Genomic DNA, 17,332 nt, shown 5'->3' with positions numbered 1-17,332 from the left:
ACCAGTGTATTTATAACTCGGTGCGGAGCTGTAACGCTTTTATATACCGTTTAGTGATTTACAAGCATCAAACGCTATAAGGCAGGGAATGCGAGGCGTTTTAGGAAGGGAAAACAGACCGAAGCCGGACGCGCCGGCTTCGGCGACGGCGTCAAAGTGACAGCAGGCGCGTCAGCGATGGCGCAAAGTAGTAGCTGCCGGTGACCGCACGGCTGAAACGCAACATCGCGTCACGTTTGCCGTCCAGATCGCCGAACATGCTCAGCAGCTGCTGCTCGATATTGTGCAAGCGCGCACAATAGGCGATGAAGAACAGGCCGTGCTTGCCGCTGGCGGTGCCGTAAGGCAGGCTCTGGCGCAAAATTTTCAGGCCCTTGCCGTTCTCTTTCAGATCGACGCGGCTGACGTGCGAGGTATCCGGGCGCTGATCGGCCGGCAGCTCTTCGCTGTCGTGCTTGGTGCGGCCGATGATCTGCTCCTGCTGTTCAGTGGTAAAACGCTGCCACTGGCGCAGGTTGTGCTCGTAACGTTGCACCAGCACGTAGCTGCCGCCGGCGTCCTCTTCACCCTCGGCGATCGTCGCCACTGCCGGGCGCTGGTCGCCGTGCGGGTTTTCGGTGCCGTCGATGAAGCCGCTCAGATCGCGCTCTTCCACCCAGCGGAAGCCATGGGTTTCTTCTTCAATTTTGATGACATTGCCGAACGCCGCCAACGCGGCCTGCGCCAGCGTAAAGTTGACGTCGTGGCGCAGCGACTGGATGTGGATCAGCATATCGCGCTGGGTGGCCGGCGCCAGCCCTTTGCCGAGCGGCGTGAACGGCTTCAACTCTTTCGCACCCTGGTCGCTGGAGAGATCGTGCCAAACGTCGTAACCGAAAGCGATCACCGCGCCGAGGCGCGCATCGGGGAACTGCTGCTGCAGCTCGCTCAGGGTCTGACAAAACTGCTTGCAGCCCTGGCGCAAGTCGGCGAATTCGCCCTGTACGCTGGCTTCCATAAAAATGGCGAAACGGCAGTGCTCCAGCAGAATGCCGCTCTGAACCTGTGTCATGTTGTTATCCTCAATACCAAAACCAGGCAACAGGTATGGCGGTTGACGCGCGGGTTCCCTGTTACAAACGCGCGCTATCATACCGCAAGCACAGGCGATTGCCTTGCAGCAGCGCAAAGAAAATAGGGGTAATGGCTTGAAAAGGCAGGCGCCGCGAACCGGCGCCCGTTGAACACGTTACTGCTGCGGCTTGGCGTGCCAGATGATTTTGCTGACCGTCCAGCTTTTCAGGGTGTCGTCCGGCGGAATGATATCCTGCGCCCCGGCCCACTTGCCGCTGAAGATGTAGGTGACGTACTTGCTCTGCTCCGCCACGCACTCCACTTTACCGGCGTCTTCGCCGCTGCCCGGCTTACAGGAGCCGAACGCCTTGCTGTACATATCGCCGAACGGCGTGCCGAGCTTGTTGCCCCACTCCGTCGCCACTTTCGGATCCAGCACGTCCACGCGCTGCAGGCGCCCTTTCGGTTCGCCGGTGATCACCAGTTTCACTTCGTCGCCGGACAGCGCCTGGTAATAAGAGACGATCTGGCCGTTGTTGGTCGCCATGCCGCCGCGCAGGCGGTAGTTGCCGTCCAGCCCGTCATTGATGGCGCTTTCCGACATCGGCGTGCCGGCGTTGAGCTTGCCGACGCCCTTGGCGCCGACCTCCAGGCTGCTGCCGAACCAGTTGAACGGCGACAGGCTGGACCAGGAGAAATTGGACATGCTCGAACAGCCGGTCAGTAACAGCGGAAGCCCTAACAACAGGGGGCGAATATTCATCTCTAGCTCCTTAGACATCAATGGCACGGCGCGGTAGCCCGCGCCTGCCGCACTCGGCGTTTTGCTGCATGCCAGCCTCTCACAACGGCCCGCACTACGCCAACGGTTGCCAGCTTGGAGTGCGGAAAATGCGAAAAGTGCCGCACTTCTCGGCAATTAGTCGGTATGCTCCGGCGGCGCGAAACAGGCTTTCAGGCGCGCATTCAGCAGCAGATAGCTCAGCGCCAGCGCGTCGAGCAACACCAACGCCAGCTCCAGCCCCGGCGCATCGCCGTCCTGGCGCCACAGGCTGAACAGCGAGCCGCCGAGCGACGCCAGCAGCGAGACAGCCAGCCCCCAGCGCCAGCCGCGCCACAGCCGCGGCCATTGGTGGCGACGGCCGCTCAGCAAAAACGCCAGCGCCGCCGGCAGGCCGAGCAGCATGCCGTACCAAAAGCGTTGGGTATCCGGATAAAACAGCGCCAACAGGCTTTCGCCCTGCTCGCGCGAAACGCCGGCCATCACGAACAACAGCCAGGTGCGCGCCTGCAAAATCAGCACGGCCCAAAATCCCAGCGGCAGCCGCAGCGCGCCATGCTGGTCGTAATCGTCCGGGGAAAACCGGGGGGAGAATGGCTTCAACGCTCGTTCCTTGCCACAGAATAAAGACTATGGCTACAGATGGGCGCCGCCAGCGAGAATTTCAATGCGTCGGCTTAAGAAGCTCTTAAGATCGGCGTGTTTTAATCCTTATCACCAAGCAAGCACCCGATATCAGCGGGATGTGATTTTCGATAACGATAAGGAAGCGCAACATGAAAAAACTGACTCTGGCCGCTCTGATCGCGCTGTGCAGCGCACCGGTACTGGCGCAACAAGGCGGGTTCCTCGATCCGGCCGCGCCGCAGGCGCAAACTCAGCCTGCTCCGCAGGGCGGTTTCTCCGGCCCCAGCGCGGCGCTGACCACCGTGGACAAGGTGAAATCGCTGAGCGACGACACCTGGGTGATGCTGCAGGGCAACATCGAGCAGCGCATCGGCGACGATACCTACACCTTCCGCGACGCCACCGGCACCCTGACGGTCGAGATCGATCGCAAGCGCTGGAACGGCCAAACCGTCACACCGAAAGACAAGGTGCAGTTGGAAGGGAAAGTGGATAAAGACTGGAGCAGCGTGGAAGTGGACGTAAAAACCGTCAAAAAGCTGCCGTAATGCGCTGCGGCGGGCGGGCTATACCGCCGTCCGCCGCTCGATCAATATTCCTGATCTTCGATCAGCCGCTTGCCCAGGCTGGTGATGCCCTGGATCTCGTAGCCGAGCTTCTCATACATCTCAACCACCGTGTCGTTGTCTTCGCGCACCATGATCTGGATTTTCGGGCAGCCGCGGGCGATCAGCTTCTTCTCCAGACGGTTGATCAACGCATTGGCGATGCCGCGCCCGCGATAGTCGGGATGCACCCCGAGGTAATACGCCGAGCCGCGGTGCCCATCATAGCCGCCCATCACCGAACCGACCACTTCGCCGCCGACTTCCGCCACCAGAAACAGCTCCGGATCGTGGTTCAGCTTGCGCTCGATGTCCATCTCCGGATCGTTCCAGGGCCGCAGCAGATCGCAGCGCTCCCACAGGGTAATGACTTCTTCAAAGTCGTCTTGTCGAAATACGCGAATTTCCATCGATGTTGGCCGCTGTTAATTAAGGTGTTTATCTGATTATCGCGTGATTATTCACTTACGCAATATCAAACTGCGATTTAGCGCGCTATTTGCCCCGAAATCGCCGGTAACAAGCGTAATAAATGGAAATAGTTATCGGGTCGATTAATGATTATCAATACGATATAACGTCGCAAAATAGAAACGTCGACGGAGCGTTGCGTAATGAAAAAGCAGGGTAAACCCTTCCTCAATTTTAAACCGCTTACCGTTTCCCCGACGCGACGCCAACTTTTGCTTTCCGGCCTGGCGGTGGCGCTGTTCGGCGTGAAAAGCCAAAACGCCAAGGCGGAAGGCCTGCTGCGCAATCAGCACAGCAAACCGGCGGCGAAACCGGCCGGCGGCAAAAAGCGGGTGATGATCGATCCCGGCCACGGCGGCATCGACTCCGGCGCTGTCGGCCACGAAGGCTCGCAGGAAAAACACATCGTGCTGGAAATCGCCAACCACGTGCGCCGTTTCCTGCATGAGCACGATCACGTCGAGGCGCGCCTGACGCGCGAAGAAGACGAATTCATTCCGCTGTTCCAGCGGGTGGAGATCGCCCACCAGCACCAGGCCGATCTGTTCATTTCGATTCACGCCGACGGTTTCACCAGCCCGTCGGCCTCCGGCGCTTCGGTGTTCGCCCTCTCCAACCGCGGCGCCAGCAGCGCCATGGCGCGCTACCTGTCCAACCGTGAAAACGCCGCGGACGACGTGGCGGGCGGCAAGTACAAGGATCAGGACAACTACCTGCAGCAGGTGCTGTTCGATCTGGTGCAAACCGACACCATCAACAACAGCCTGACGCTCGGCCGCCACGTGCTCGGCCAAATTCGCCCGGTGCACCATCTGCACAGCGACAGCACCGAACAGGCGGCGTTTGCGGTGCTGAAATCCCCGTCCATCCCCTCGGTGCTGGTGGAAACCTCGTTCATCACCAACCCGAACGAAGAGCGGCTGCTGGGCACCACCGCGTTTCGCGAGAAAATCGCCCGCGCCATCGCGGACGGCATCATCAACTTCTTCGACTATTTCGACGCACACCAACGCAAACCCCGCTGATGCCGCGGGCGGCGAATAAGAGTATACTCAGCGCCTTGTTCAGCCAGACGCTATAAAGACCCCGCATGAGTTTACCTAACATCGCTGAAGTAAAATCCTTCCTGCTGGCGCTGCAGGATCACATCTGCGCGCAGCTCGCCCAGGCCGACGGCGGCGCCGTGTTCACCGAAGACCAATGGACGCGTGAAGAAGGCGGCGGCGGCCGCAGCCGCGTGCTGACCAACGGCGCGGTGTTCGAACAGGCAGGGGTCAACTTCTCGCACGTCTCCGGCGCCACTCTGCCGGCCTCGGCGACCGCGCACCGTCCGGAACTGGCCGGGCGCAGCTTCCAGGCGATGGGCGTCTCGTTGGTTATCCACCCGCTCAGCCCCTATGTACCCACCAGCCACGCCAACGTGCGCTTCTTCATCGCCGAAAAACCGGGCGAGGCGCCGGTGTGGTGGTTCGGCGGCGGTTTTGACCTGACGCCGTTCTACGGTTTCGCAGAGGATGCCGTGCACTGGCACCGCACCGCGGCCGAGCTGTGCGCGCCGTTCGGCGACGAGGTTTACCCTAAATACAAGCAATGGTGCGACGATTACTTCTTCATCAAGCACCGCAACGAAGCGCGCGGCATCGGCGGCCTGTTCTACGACGATCTGAACACCCCTGATTTCGACCATTGTTTCGCCTTCACCCGCGCGGTGGGCCAGGGCTTCCTCGACGCCTATCTGCCGATCGTCGAAAAACGCAAGGCCTTGACCTGGGGCGAGCGCGAGCGCCAGTTCCAGCTGTACCGCCGCGGCCGCTATGTGGAGTTCAACCTGGTGTGGGATCGCGGCACGCTGTTCGGGCTGCAAACCGGCGGGCGCACCGAGTCCATCCTGATGTCGATGCCGCCGTTGGTGCGTTGGGAATATAACTACCAGCCGGAGGCCGACAGCCCGGAAGCGGCGCTGACGCGCGATTTCCTGCCGGTGCGCGACTGGCTGCAGGAGCCGAAATGATGCAGATTTGGGTCGATGCGGACGCCTGTCCGAACGTGATCAAAGAGGTGCTGTTCCGCGCCGCCGATCGCACCGCCATCACCGTCACGCTGGTGGCGAACCAGCCATTGCGCACGCCGCCGTCGAAGTACATCCGTTCGCTGCAGGTGGCGGCCGGTTTCGACGTGGCCGATAACGAGATCGTGCGCCGCTGCGAAGCGGGCGATCTGGTGATCACCGCCGACATCCCGCTGGCGGCGGAGGTGATAGAGAAAGGGGCGGTGGCGCTGAACCCGCGCGGCGAGCGCTATACGCCGGACACCATCCGCGAGCGCCTCAACATGCGCGATTTTATGGATACCCTGCGCGCCAGCGGCATTCAGACCGGCGGCCCGAACGCCCTGAACCAGCGCGACCGCCAGCAGTTCGCCAACGAGCTGGACAAATGGCTGCTGCAGGCGAAACGGGCGCAGTGACTGCGCCCTGCTTCGCTGCGGTTTAGAAGCGCACCTCCCCGCCGAAGATATAAGTCCGCCCACGGGCGGTGTTGGTCGGCGTCTCATACTGCGACTGCGACGGCAGCGAGTTCATCTTGTTCAGCGCGTCCGAATAGTCTCTGTCCATCAGGTTCTGCACGCTGAGCTTCAGCAGCAGATTGCGATTCACCTGATAGGTGCCGTACAGATCGATAATGGTCGGAATATGCGGCGCCGGCTCTTTCAGCAACTGCTCATTCTCATCGTAATCAGAGTCCGGCGACAGGCGCACCGACTTGCCGGTGTATTTCACCACCCCGCCCAGCGTCAGTTTCTCGTCCAGCAGGCGCACCCCGCTGTCCAACGTGAAGTAAAATTCCGGCAGCTCGCTGATATCGCCCGCGCCGAATACGTTGCTGGCCTGGTTGGTCGGCTGGGAGGTATGCTCCTTGCTTAACGACAGTTTGGTGAAGGCGAAACCGGCGTCGTACAGCGCTTCAAGTTCCACCCCGCGCGTTTTGACCGGATCGGGAGCATTGCTGTACATGGTCATGCTGACGTTGATGTCCGCGTTATCCCACTCTTCCTGCGTCGCCTGCGAACGGTTGCACTTCTGACGGTTTTTACACACCAGGTAGGTTTGGCTGGATATGTAGTTTTTGATCTTGGTTTCGAAATAGACCGCTTTCAGCTGGAAGCTGTCCTGCTTGAACAACAGATCGTGGGCATTGGCGTTGAACCCGCCCTGCCAGGTCTCCGCTTTTTCGCCCTTCAGGAACGGGTTCATCGACTGGCCGCCGCTGTTGGCGAAGAACACTTCCTGGATATTCGGCCCGCGCATCGACTTGCTGTAGCTGACGAACGGCTGCAACCACGGCGTCACCTGCGCCGACAGCATGACCGACGGGTTGAAGCCGTGTTCGTTGCGGTTGATAGTGCCGGCGCCCTGCGGGAAGCACTCTACGCGCTCATCACAGGCCGGCTTGTAGCCGGAGAGGCGATAGGCGGTGTAGTTCAGGTCGAAATTCCCCTGCCAGATGCCGTAGTTGGCCTGCAACCCGCTGTACAGGCTGGAGATATCTTGTTTGCCGGCAATGCCCACCGGCATGCTTTCCGCCTGATCCTGATCCGTCACCAGCCCGGATGCCTTTTTCTTATACTCGTTGCGCACCAGCTTGCCGCCGTAGCTGAAGGCGAAATCAATATCCCGCAGGCTGAAACGGCTGGTGTTATTGATATCCAGCGCATCGGAAATGTTTTTCGCCGTGCTGTCGCTGAACCCCGCCATGTTGTTGGACATGAATTTCTGCTCACCGCGGCTGGTGCTGGCGGTCAATTTGAAATCGATCAGTTCCGAGAACGGCGCGTAGTGGTATTTGAGGTAAAAATCGTCGCTGTCGATGTGGCGGCGGGTGATTTTATTCTGGTAGCTGCGCGCCGACAGTTCGATGCTGTTGAAGGCATCCGGCTTGATGTCCACTTTGAACAGCTGGGATTTCGGGTTCTGACGGTAGGTTTGATCGACGTTGAACATCTCGCTGTCGAAACCGGCGCCGTTTTTGTAGTTGGAGGTGATGGAGCTGCCGCTGATCGCCGCCATCGCCCCCAGGCTGCCGCCGTCGGCAAAGGCGGCGGTTTTGGCGCCCACGGCGATCATGCCGCTGCGGCCGATGCCGTTATTGCCCACCGAGAACTTGGTGCGCACGCCGAAGGGGTTGTCGGAAAACACCACGTCATCCACGCCGATGGTGCGGAAATTGGCGCTGCCCGCCAGGGCATTCACCCCGTCGGAACCGGTGGCGTTGCCGCGCGCCACGTCGACGCCGACGATAAAGTTAGGATCGATCAGCGCCCCAAACTGGCTGGTGGGCATGCCGCCGTGCGCTGCATCGCTCGGGGAGTTGCCGTAGTAGTTTTGCGTGATGCCGTCGACCATGGTGTTAACCCGGCCGAAGCCGCTCAGGCCGCGGATATTGACGCTGACCGATCCCTGGCCGGGGTCAATCTGGGTATAGGTGCCCGGCATGCTGCGCAGAATGCTGTCTACCGACTCCAGATTTTTGTTTTCATCGCGCGAGCTGAATGCGCCAGGCCTCGCCAACGCCTCTTTTTCACTGCTCTTGCCGCCGTCGGCGGCCGAGACGTTAAGCGGGCTGAACGCCACGCTGCCTTTATTATTTTCCGCCTGTTCCTGTGCGGCCGCAGCCGGCCCGTGCAGCGCCAGTCCCGCGCCGATCAGGCTCGCTATCATTTTGATTTTCATATATCCCCAGAAATAGCCAATAAGGTTTGATGGCCGACAATGCCCAGCAAAAAGCCCGCCGAAACGCGCGGTAAAAGATTGTTATTGTTTTATTGCGCCGCAGCGTGCCGCGGCGCTGAAGGTTATTTCTGCGTCTGCCGATCCGCCGCCAAAATAAAGGCGTACTCCAGCGCGCCGTTTTCCAGCCGCGCCAGGCGGCCCGATTTGCCGCCGTGGCCGGCGGTCATGTCGGTGGAGAGCAGCAACAGCGAATCGCCCTGTTTGAAACGCCGCAGCTTCGCCACCCATTTGGCCGGCTCCCAATACTGCACCTGCGAGTCGTACAAACCGCTGGTGACCAGCAGGTTCGGATAATGCTGCTTGCGCACGTTGTCGTACGGGCTGTAGGACTTCATCAGCGCATAGGCGGCCGGCTGGTGCGGGTTGCCCCACTCCTCGTATTCCCCGGTGGTCAGCGGAATGCTGTCATCCAGCATGGTGGTCACCACGTCGACGAACGGCACCTGTGCCACCACCGCGTTGTACAGCTGCGGTGCCTGATTGATCACCGCCCCCATCAGCAAACCGCCAGCGCTGCCGCCCATGGCGTAGATGCGTCCCGGTTGGCCGTAGCCGCCGTTGATCAACGCCTGAGTGGCGTCGATGAAATCGTTGAAACTGTTCGGTTTGTGCGTCAGCTTGCCCTGTTTGTACCAGCTCTGCCCCAACTCGCCGCCGCCACGCACGTGGATCAGCGCATAGACGAAGCCGCGATCCAGCAGGCTGATACGGTTGGCGCTGAACGCCGGATCCATGCTCATGCCGTAAGCGCCATAGCCGTAGACCAGCAGCGGGTTATGGCCGTTTTTGAACAGCGATTTGCGATATACCAGCGAGACCGGCACCTTCACGCCGTCGCGCGCCGTGATCCAAATGCGTTCGCTGTGATACAGGCTGGGATCGACGCCTTTCACTTCCTGTTGCTTGAGCAGGGTGCGCTCGCCCTTGTTCAGATCCCACTCATAGGTGCGGGTCGGCGTGGTCATCGCCGAATAGCCGTAGCGCAACCGATCGCTGTCCGGCTCCGGGTTATAGCCCAACCAGGCCATGTAGCTGGCGTCGTCGAACGGGATGGCGCGCTCGGTTTTACCGTCCCAGCTGATTTGCCGCAGCTGCACCAGCCCGTTGGCGCGTTCCTGCACCACCAGCCAGTCGCGGAACAGGCTGAAGCTCTCCACCTCGTGCTGCGCCTGCGGCGCAATCAGCGTCTGCCAGGGGTTGCCCGCCGCCGCCGTGCGGTACAGGCCGAAGTTCGGATCCTGATGGTTGGAACGCAGATAGAACTCGCCGCGGTAGTGATCGAGATAATACTCGCGGCCGTTTTGCCGGGCGGCGAACAGCTGCGGCTCGCGCTGCGGCTGGTTGGCGTCGATCAGGCGCACTTCAGAGGTGGTGTTGCCGCTGATGGTGAGTATCAGGTAGTCACGCGAAGAAGAACGGCTGAGGCTGAGGTAGAACGCCGGATCGTTCTCCTGGTACACCAGCTTATCTTCCGCCGTCGGCGTGCCGTACCGATGGCGATAGACCTGGTACGGCAGCAGCGTTTGCGGGTGGTTGCGCACGTAGAACAGAGTTTGGTTGTCGTTGGCCCACACCATGTTGCCGGAGGTGTTTTCCAGCGTTTCCGGCGACCAGCGTTCGCTGTCTATCTCGCGCAGGGAAATGCGGTATTGGCGGCGGCCCTGCAGGTCTTCGGCCACCGCCTGGCGGCGGTTGTCCAGGCTAATGTCCATCGCCCCCAGGCGATAGTAGGCGTGGCCGGCCGCGCGCTGATTGGCGTCCAGCAAGGTTTGCCACGGCGCGTCGGCGGTGAGCGCCTGGCGTTGATACAGCGCGAAATCTTTACCGGCGGCGTAGCTTTCCTGATAGCGATAGCCGTTGAGCTGATACGGCACCGAACGATCGTCTGGGTTCATGCGGCCCAGCATCTCCTGATACAGCGTGGCGCGCAGCTTTTGGTACGGCGCCATCATCTGCTCGGTGTAGCGGTTCTCCGCCTTCAGGTAGTCCAGCACCTTCGGCTCTTTTCGGCTGTCGTCGCGCAGCCAGTAGTAATCGTCGGTGCGCGTCTCGCCGTGCGCCGTCAGCACTTTCGGCGCCCGTTCCGCCAACGGCGGCTGCGGTTGCGCCAGCGCGGCGCCGGCGAGGCCTAAAGAAAGCCAGAGCGCGGCCGCGATGCGACGGCGCGGGGTGAATAACAGCGGATTCATAATCCCTCACGAAGTTTGAAAAGGCGGACGGCGGCGAGGCGGCGTCTGCGGGCATTAACGGCGGGCGTTCAGCTCCGCCAGATTGAAATCGATCGGCATCCTTACCCTGACGGCCCCCTGCTGGAGCATCTCCGGCGGCGGCGGCGGCAACGGCTGCGCGCGCGACACCACCGCTACCGCTTCCCGATCCAGCGACGCAGTGCCGGAACGCGCCAGCAGGATCACGTTCGATACCCGCCCCTGCGCGTCGACGCTGAAACTGACCTGCGGCATGCCGCTGCGCCGGCGGTTGCGGGCATCCGGGGGATATTCCTTGATGCGGTTCAGCTTACCTTTCACCAGGCTCTCCCACGACAGCTTGGCCTGCGCGCTGCTGTTGGCATCGCTGTTGATCGGCGCGGCGGTTTGGTGGGAGAGCGTCTGCGCCTGCGGCGCGGCGGCGCTGGACGCGGCGGCGTTGCGCGTCTCTTTGGCCTGTTCCTGCGGTTTCGGCTGCGCTTTTTGCGGGGGGCGGTGTTCGGCGCGCTTCTTCTGCGCCGTCACGATCTTCGCTTTATCGGCGCGCGCCAGCTTGGGCAGATCCGGCTGTTGCTGCTGCTCAGCGGGCTGCGCCGCGGCGGACTCCGCCTGCTGCACACCCAGCGGCAGCGGTTTGCTTTCCGGCGCTTCAATCTGCGCCGCCCAGCTCATCATCACCGCCGGCGGCGGCAGCGCCACCGGCTCCAGCGCCGTCTGCGGCCAATAAAACAGCAGCACCAACGCCGCGTGCGCCGCCAGGGCGAGCAGCAGGCCGCGCGCCCAGCGCGGCTGCGGCAGCTCAAAGGCCGGAAGGGAATAAGACTGACTTAACATAGGGGCATTAGCTTGCTTAATTGCGAATGATTGCAGATCACATTTACTAATGATAATCATTTGCAACTATAATTAACACCCCTTTTCACTGCCTTAACGTATTCATTTCACTGATGGTGTGATCCACAGGTAGTCCGCCGTGTTCGCATCGACCTGTACGCCCGGCTCCGCCAGCATCAGCACCGTCGGCGCCGCCGCCGGTTGCAGATCCCGCACGTGCAGCGGCACGCCCACCGATTTGGCGGCGTGATAGCCGCCGGCGATCAACAGCGCGGGCGTGGGCGCCGCCAGCAAACGTTCCGCCATGCGCCGATCGCGCTGCTGCTGGATCGCCAACATCGCGTGCAGTTGGTCGGCCTCAATCTTGCCGCCGTGCGAAGTGCGGATGGTCTCTTCCAGCGCCTTGCGCACCGCCGGCTGCGCCGATAGCTGCCCCGCCGGGAACTGCGGCTGCTGATAGAACGCCGTAATCTCGCTGCGATCCAGGTTGGCTGACCACAGCGGGTATGGCGCGCGCATCGCCGCCATCGTCACCCCGCCATACAGTTCCCACTTCCAGCCCGGCTGCCAGGCGATCAGCTCCGCCACGCGGCCGCCACGCACTGTGGGGTCGCTCTGCAGCCACTGCTTGACTTTGTCCACCTGCACCTGCTGGTTCGGGTTGATCATCTCCATCAGCACGCTGCCCTGCGGCCGCCGCTGCGGCAGTTGCTGCACCAGCCATTGCTCAACCTGATGGTGGTAAGGATTGTCATGTTTTTCCCCGACGATCACCCGCGGCTGCTGCGCCAATCGCGTCAACAGCTGCTCCGACGTCAGGCTCGCACCGCTGTGCAGATCGGTGATGCTCCCCAAACTCGCGACGTCATTGGCCGGCGCCTTCACCGGCGTTTGGCTGCAGGCGCCGAGCGCCAAGGCCGCCAATAAAATCAGATATCTCATCATGTTGCCCCATTATCGAAAATGGCGACATTATAGATAATAATTATCATTTGCATATAGATCCGACTTAACGATTTTTTACGCGGCGATCGCCGGTGGCGCATTGCGTTAAAAAGGCATTACGGGTATAACCAATAGCCATTCAGATATTTAGACGTCTATACGGATGGATTATTATGCACGCATCGGCGCCCGCCGCAGGGCAGTTCAAACGCAGCATGAAGGCCCGGCACCTGGTGATGTTGTCGCTGGGCGGCGTGATCGGCACCGGGCTGTTTTTCAACACCGGCTACATCATCTCCACCACCGGCGCGCTCGGCACCCTGCTGGCCTACCTGATTGGCGCGCTGGTGGTGTATCTGGTGATGCTGTGCCTGGGTGAGCTATCGGTGGCGATGCCGGAAACCGGCGCCTTTCACGTCTACGCTTCGCGCTATCTGGGGCCGGCCACCGGCTATGCCGTCGCCTGGCTGTATTGGCTCACCTGGACGGTGGCGCTGGGCTCCAGCCTGACCGCCGCCGGATTCTGCATGCAGTACTGGTTCCCGCAGTCGCCGGTGTGGCTGTGGTGCCTGATCTTCTGCGCGGCGATTTTCCTGCTCAACGTCGTGACCACCCGTTTTTTTGCCGAAAGCGAATTCTGGTTTTCGCTGATCAAAGTGGTGACCATTCTGGCGTTCATCATTCTGGGCGGCGCCGCCATGTTCGGCCTGCTGCCGATGAAAGACGGCACGCCGGCGCCGTTCCTGCATAACCTGACCGCTTCCGGCTGGCTGCCGCACGGCACGCTGCCGATCCTGATGACCATGGTGGCGGTGAACTTCGCCTTCTCCGGCACGGAACTGATCGGCATCGCCGCCGGTGAAACCGAGAACCCGGAGAAAGTCGTGCCGCTGGCGATCCGCACCACGGTGATCCGCCTGATGCTGTTCTTTATCGGCACGGTCTTCGTGCTGGCGGCGTTGATCCCGATGGATCAGGCGGGGATCGTCAAAAGCCCGTTCGTGCTGGTGTTTGAACGCATCGGCGTGCCTTACGCCGCCGATATCTTCAACTTCGTGATCCTGACCGCCATCCTGTCGGCGGCCAACTCCGGCCTGTACGCTTCGGGGCGCATGCTGTGGTCGCTGGCCCACCAGCGCACCCTGCCGGCCTACTTTGCGCGCGTCAATGCGCGCGGCATTCCGATCAACGCCCTGACCTTCAGCATGCTCGGCGGCGTGCTGGCGCTGCTGACCAGCGTGATCGCGCCGGACACGGTGTTCGTCGCCCTGTCGGCGATCTCCGGCTTTGCGGTGGTGGCGGTGTGGCTGAGCATCTGCGCCGCCCACTATGCTTTCCGCCGCGCCTATCTGCGCAGCGGCCAGCCGATAAGCGGCCTGAAATACCGCGCGCCCGGCTATCCATTGACGCCGATCCTCGGCTTTGCGCTGTGCCTGCTGGCCTGCATCGGGCTGGCGTTCGATCCGGAGCAGCGCATCGCGCTCTACTGCGGGCTGCCGTTCGTCGCCCTATGCTACCTCACCTATTTCCTGACCCGGCGCGCCGGGCAAAAAAACGCTTTGGGAGAACAACATGTCGGTTAACAACCCCGTCGCCCACCTGCTGGCCGAACGGCCGACGCTGATCCTGGACGGCGCGCTGGCCACCGAACTGGAAGCGCGCGGCTGCGATCTGACCGATCCGCTGTGGTCGGCCAAGGTGCTGATTGAAAATCCCGAGCTTATCTATCAGGTGCATCTCGATTATTTCAACGCCGGCGCCCAATGCGCCATTACCGCCAGCTATCAGGCCACGCCGCAGGGCTTCTCGCGCCGCGGCCTGGATCAGGAGCAGTCGCTGGCGCTGATCGCCAAAAGCGTGCAGCTGGCGCAACGCGCGCGGGGCGATTATCTGGCCGCACACCCGCAGGCGGCGCCGCTGCTGATCGCCGGTTCGGTAGGCCCGTACGGCGCCTATCTGGCCGACGGCTCGGAATACCGCGGCGACTATCGGCTGGCGCAGGATGACTTCATTGCCTTCCACCGCCCGCGCCTCGCCGCGCTGGCCGCCGCCGGCGTCGATCTGCTGGCCTGCGAAACGCTGCCGTCGTTCGCTGAACTGCAGGCGCTGCTGACGCTGCTGCAGGAGTTCCCGACGCTCGGCGCCTGGTTCGCCTTCACCCTGCGCGACAGCCAACACCTCAGCGACGGCACGCCGCTGACGGAGGTCCTGTCCGCGCTGCGCGGCAACCCGCAGGTGTTGGCGATCGGCATCAACTGCATCGCGCTGGACAAGGTCGCCCCGGCGCTGCGTCAGCTGGGCGCGCTGGCCGACAAACCGCTGCTGGTCTACCCGAACTCCGGCGAGCACTACGATGCGGTGAGCAAAACCTGGCACGCCTGCGGCGGCGAACACGGCAGCCTGGCCGATCAGGCGACAGAGTGGCGCGCGCTCGGCGCGCAATTGATCGGCGGCTGTTGCCGCACCACCCCGCAGGATATCCGCGCCATCGCCGCGCGCTGCAAGGCATAAAAAAGCCCCCGGCGCCAAGGGCGCAGGGGGCCAGTCACTCATCCCGGCCTTACAGCGGTTCGGTCTGGGCTTCCACCACCGCCAGCGCCACCATGTTGACGATGCGGCGCACCGAGGCGATCGGCGTCAGGATGTGCACCGGCTTGGCGACCCCCATCAGCACCGGCCCGACGGTCACCCCTTCCGAGCAGGAGACGCGCAGCAGGTTGTAACTGATGCGCGCCGCTTCCATGTTCGGCATGATCAGCAGGTTGGCCGAGCCTTTCAGCGGGCTGTCCGGCATCAGATCGTGACGAATGCTTTCCACCAGCGCGGCGTCGCCGTGCATTTCGCCGTCGATCTCCAGCTCCGGCGCCAGCTCGTTCACCAGCTCCAGCGTTTTGCGCATCTTGCGCGCCGCCGGGCAATCAGACGAGCCGAAGCTGGAGTGAGACAGCAGCGCCACCTTAGGTTCGATACCGAAGCGGCGCACGGTTTCCGCCGCCATCAGGGTGATCTCCGCCAGCTGTTCCGGCGTCGGATCGTCGTTGACGTAGGTGTCGGCGATAAAGGTGTTGCCGCTTGGCAGCAGCAACGCGTTCATCGCGCCGGCGACGTGCGCGCCTTCACGGAAGCCGAACACGTTCTTCACCACGTCGTAATGCTCATGGTAGCTGCCGATGGTGCCGCAGATCATCGCATCCGCTTCGCCACGGTGCAGCATGATGGCGGCGATCAGCGTCGGGTTGCCGATCACCGCGCGGCGCGCCTGCTCTTGCGAAACGCCACGGCGTTTCATGATCTGGTAGTACTCGCCCCAGTATTCGTTGAAGCGCGGATCCGACTCGTTGTTCACCACTTCGAAATCTTTGCCCGGCGTCAGCTGCAGGCCCAGCTTTTTCAGGCGCATCTCGATCACACTCGGCCGGCCGACCAGGATCGGGAAGGCCAGCCCTTGCGACACCAGCTCTTGCGTGGCGTGCAGCACGCGTTCCTCCTCGCCTTCCGCCAGCACCACCCGCTTCATCTCTTTGCGCGCCTGCGAGAAGATCGGTTTCATGAACAGGTTGGTTTTGTAGACGAACTCCGCCAGCTTCTCCACATAGGCGTCGAAGTCTTCGATCGGGCGCGTCGCCACGCCGGAATCCATCGCCGCCTTGGCCACCGCCGGCGCGATCTTGACGATCAGACGCGGATCGAACGGTTTCGGAATGATGTATTCCGGCCCGAAGGAGAGATCCTGATCGTCATACGCGGAAGCCACCACGTCGCTCTGCTCCGCCAGCGCCAGATCGGCGATGGCATGCACGCAGGCCAGCTTCATCTCTTCGTTGATGGTGGTGGCGCCCACGTCCAGCGCGCCGCGGAAAATGAACGGGAAGCACAGGACGTTGTTCACCTGGTTCGGGTAGTCGGAACGGCCGGTACAGATGATGGCGTCCGGGCGCACCGCTTTGGCCAGCGGCGGCAGAATTTCCGGTTCCGGGTTAGCCAGCGCCATGATCAGCGGATCGCGCGCCATGGTTTTCACCATATCCTGCGTCAGGACGCCCGGGCCGGAGCAGCCGAGGAAGATGTCGGCGTTCGGGATGGCATCGCCCAGCGTGCGCTGGCCGTTATCCTCGATGGCGTAGGCGGCTTTGGTCTGTTCCATATTGGCGTCGCGGCCTTTATAGATGACGCCCTTCGAGTCGCAGACGGTGATGTTCTGCTGACGCAGCCCCAGCGCCACCAGCAGGTTCAGGCAGGCGATGGACGCCGCGCCGGCGCCGGACACCACCAGCCGCACATCGGAGATGTTCTTCTTCACCACGCGCAGGCCGTTGAGCACCGCGGCGGTGGTAATGATCGCCGTGCCGTGCTGGTCGTCGTGGAACACCGGGATCTTCATGCGCTCACGCAGTTTCTGTTCGATGTAGAAACACTCCGGCGCCTTGATGTCTTCCAGGTTGATGCCGCCGAAGGTCGGTTCCAGCGCGGCGATAATGTCGATTAATTTGTCAGGGTTATGCTCATCCACTTCGATATCAAATACATCGATACCGGAAAACTTCTTGAACAAAACGCCCTTGCCTTCCATCACCGGCTTACCGGCCAACGCGCCGATATTGCCCAGACCCAGTACCGCCGTGCCGTTGGAAATCACCGCCACCAGGTTGCCGCGCGCGGTGTATTTGTAGGCCGCCAGCGGATCTTCGGCGATCTCGAGGCAAGGCGCGGCGACGCCCGGCGAATAGGCCAGCGCCAGATCGCGCTGAGTCGCCAACGGTTTGGTAGGGGAAACCTGGATCTTCCCTGGGACAGGAAACTGATGGAAATCAAGGGCACTCTGTTTGAGCTGTTCGTCCATTATGGATTCCTTTGTTTTTTGCTTTTATGTTGAGGTAAGGCTTTGAGGCTGCGCCCTGCCGTGGGCCATGGCGCCCAATTACAATGACAGGGCACAGCCTTGAAGTATAGTGAGAGAAACATCACAAACTTTGAAGCGCGCCATAACCTTGGTCGAAAGAGCGTTTTAAAAGTAAAAAAA

General features: G+C 61.8%; 15 protein-coding genes. 6 read left to right on the top strand and 9 right to left on the bottom strand.

Annotated elements, in window-relative coordinates; all coding sequences use genetic code 11:
• Positions 1-151: 151 nt before the first annotated feature.
• The 3 genes from ACJ8QF_RS09230 to ACJ8QF_RS09220 all read right to left on the bottom strand — a co-directional run bounded on the left by ACJ8QF_RS09230 (position 152) and on the right by ACJ8QF_RS09220 (position 2,437).
• On the bottom strand, positions 152-1,051 hold the full coding sequence (locus ACJ8QF_RS09230; protein ID WP_280631329.1) for a Dyp-type peroxidase: 900 nt from the start codon (positions 1,049-1,051) through the stop codon (positions 152-154).
• Between the two features lie 177 nt (positions 1,052-1,228).
• Entirely contained in the window at positions 1,229-1,816 is a 588-nt protein-coding gene (locus ACJ8QF_RS09225) for an RpoE-regulated lipoprotein (RefSeq protein WP_004936494.1), read from the bottom strand.
• A 156-nt stretch (positions 1,817-1,972) separates the two neighbouring features.
• Positions 1,973-2,437, bottom strand: a complete 465-nt coding sequence (locus tag ACJ8QF_RS09220; protein WP_004936498.1) for a DUF2919 domain-containing protein — start codon at positions 2,435-2,437, stop codon at positions 1,973-1,975.
• Positions 2,438-2,610: 173 nt separating this feature from the next.
• On the opposite strand from ACJ8QF_RS09220, the gene ACJ8QF_RS09215 reads away from it, so the two are divergent.
• The gene (locus ACJ8QF_RS09215; protein WP_004936500.1) at positions 2,611-3,009 is read left to right on the top strand and encodes a YgiW/YdeI family stress tolerance OB fold protein; all 399 of its coding nucleotides are present in this window, start codon (positions 2,611-2,613) and stop codon (positions 3,007-3,009) included.
• 41 nt (positions 3,010-3,050) lie between these two features.
• On the opposite strand, the gene ACJ8QF_RS09210 is transcribed toward ACJ8QF_RS09215, so the two are convergent.
• A complete protein-coding gene (locus ACJ8QF_RS09210; protein WP_004936504.1) occupies positions 3,051-3,476 on the bottom strand; it encodes a GNAT family acetyltransferase in 426 nt (141 codons plus the stop codon).
• A 204-nt stretch (positions 3,477-3,680) separates the two neighbouring features.
• On the opposite strand from ACJ8QF_RS09210, the gene amiA reads away from it, so the two are divergent.
• The 3 genes from amiA (at position 3,681) to ACJ8QF_RS09195 (ending at position 6,003) form a co-directional block, all read left to right on the top strand.
• Complete coding sequence (amiA, locus tag ACJ8QF_RS09205) at positions 3,681-4,562, top strand: N-acetylmuramoyl-L-alanine amidase AmiA (protein WP_033632425.1); 882 nt, start codon at positions 3,681-3,683, stop codon at positions 4,560-4,562.
• 65 nt (positions 4,563-4,627) lie between these two features.
• Positions 4,628-5,548 (top strand): oxygen-dependent coproporphyrinogen oxidase, encoded by a 921-nt coding sequence (hemF, locus tag ACJ8QF_RS09200; RefSeq protein WP_015378680.1) that lies wholly within the window; start codon positions 4,628-4,630, stop codon positions 5,546-5,548.
• Positions 5,548-6,003: a YaiI/YqxD family protein gene (locus ACJ8QF_RS09195; RefSeq protein ID WP_004936514.1), complete on the top strand. Its 456-nt coding sequence runs from the start codon at positions 5,548-5,550 to the stop codon at positions 6,001-6,003. The genes hemF and ACJ8QF_RS09195 overlap by 1 nt, the downstream gene beginning before the upstream one ends.
• A gap of 22 nt (positions 6,004-6,025) precedes the next feature.
• Here ACJ8QF_RS09195 and ACJ8QF_RS09190 read toward each other — a convergent pair whose 3' ends face one another.
• The 4 genes from ACJ8QF_RS09190 to ACJ8QF_RS09175 all read right to left on the bottom strand — a co-directional run bounded on the left by ACJ8QF_RS09190 (position 6,026) and on the right by ACJ8QF_RS09175 (position 12,309).
• On the bottom strand, positions 6,026-8,266 hold the full coding sequence (locus tag ACJ8QF_RS09190; protein WP_442537473.1) for a TonB-dependent receptor domain-containing protein: 2,241 nt from the start codon (positions 8,264-8,266) through the stop codon (positions 6,026-6,028).
• A gap of 122 nt (positions 8,267-8,388) precedes the next feature.
• Positions 8,389-10,515 (bottom strand): S9 family peptidase, encoded by a 2,127-nt coding sequence (locus ACJ8QF_RS09185; protein ID WP_442537472.1) that lies wholly within the window; start codon positions 10,513-10,515, stop codon positions 8,389-8,391.
• A 54-nt stretch (positions 10,516-10,569) separates the two neighbouring features.
• Positions 10,570-11,367: a TonB family protein gene (locus ACJ8QF_RS09180; protein WP_082996519.1), complete on the bottom strand. Its 798-nt coding sequence runs from the start codon at positions 11,365-11,367 to the stop codon at positions 10,570-10,572.
• Between the two features lie 102 nt (positions 11,368-11,469).
• Positions 11,470-12,309: a ChaN family lipoprotein gene (locus tag ACJ8QF_RS09175; protein WP_442537652.1), complete on the bottom strand. Its 840-nt coding sequence runs from the start codon at positions 12,307-12,309 to the stop codon at positions 11,470-11,472.
• 176 nt (positions 12,310-12,485) lie between these two features.
• On the opposite strand from ACJ8QF_RS09175, the gene mmuP reads away from it, so the two are divergent.
• Both mmuP and mmuM read left to right on the top strand, forming a co-directional pair.
• Positions 12,486-13,895, top strand: a complete 1,410-nt coding sequence (gene mmuP / locus ACJ8QF_RS09170; RefSeq protein WP_033639696.1) for an S-methylmethionine permease — start codon at positions 12,486-12,488, stop codon at positions 13,893-13,895.
• Entirely contained in the window at positions 13,885-14,823 is a 939-nt protein-coding gene (gene mmuM / locus ACJ8QF_RS09165) for a homocysteine S-methyltransferase (RefSeq protein ID WP_442537471.1), read from the top strand. The genes mmuP and mmuM overlap by 11 nt, the downstream gene beginning before the upstream one ends.
• Positions 14,824-14,872: 49 nt before the next feature.
• Here mmuM and maeB read toward each other — a convergent pair whose 3' ends face one another.
• On the bottom strand, positions 14,873-17,152 hold the full coding sequence (gene maeB, locus ACJ8QF_RS09160) for an NADP-dependent oxaloacetate-decarboxylating malate dehydrogenase (protein ID WP_004936542.1): 2,280 nt from the start codon (positions 17,150-17,152) through the stop codon (positions 14,873-14,875).
• Between the last annotated feature and the right edge of the window lie 180 nt (positions 17,153-17,332).

Source organism: Serratia sp. CY81684 (genome assembly GCF_052166595.1).
Classification (GTDB): Bacteria; Pseudomonadota; Gammaproteobacteria; order Enterobacterales; family Enterobacteriaceae; genus Serratia; species Serratia nematodiphila.
This window is presented reverse-complemented; position numbering and strand designations above follow the sequence as displayed.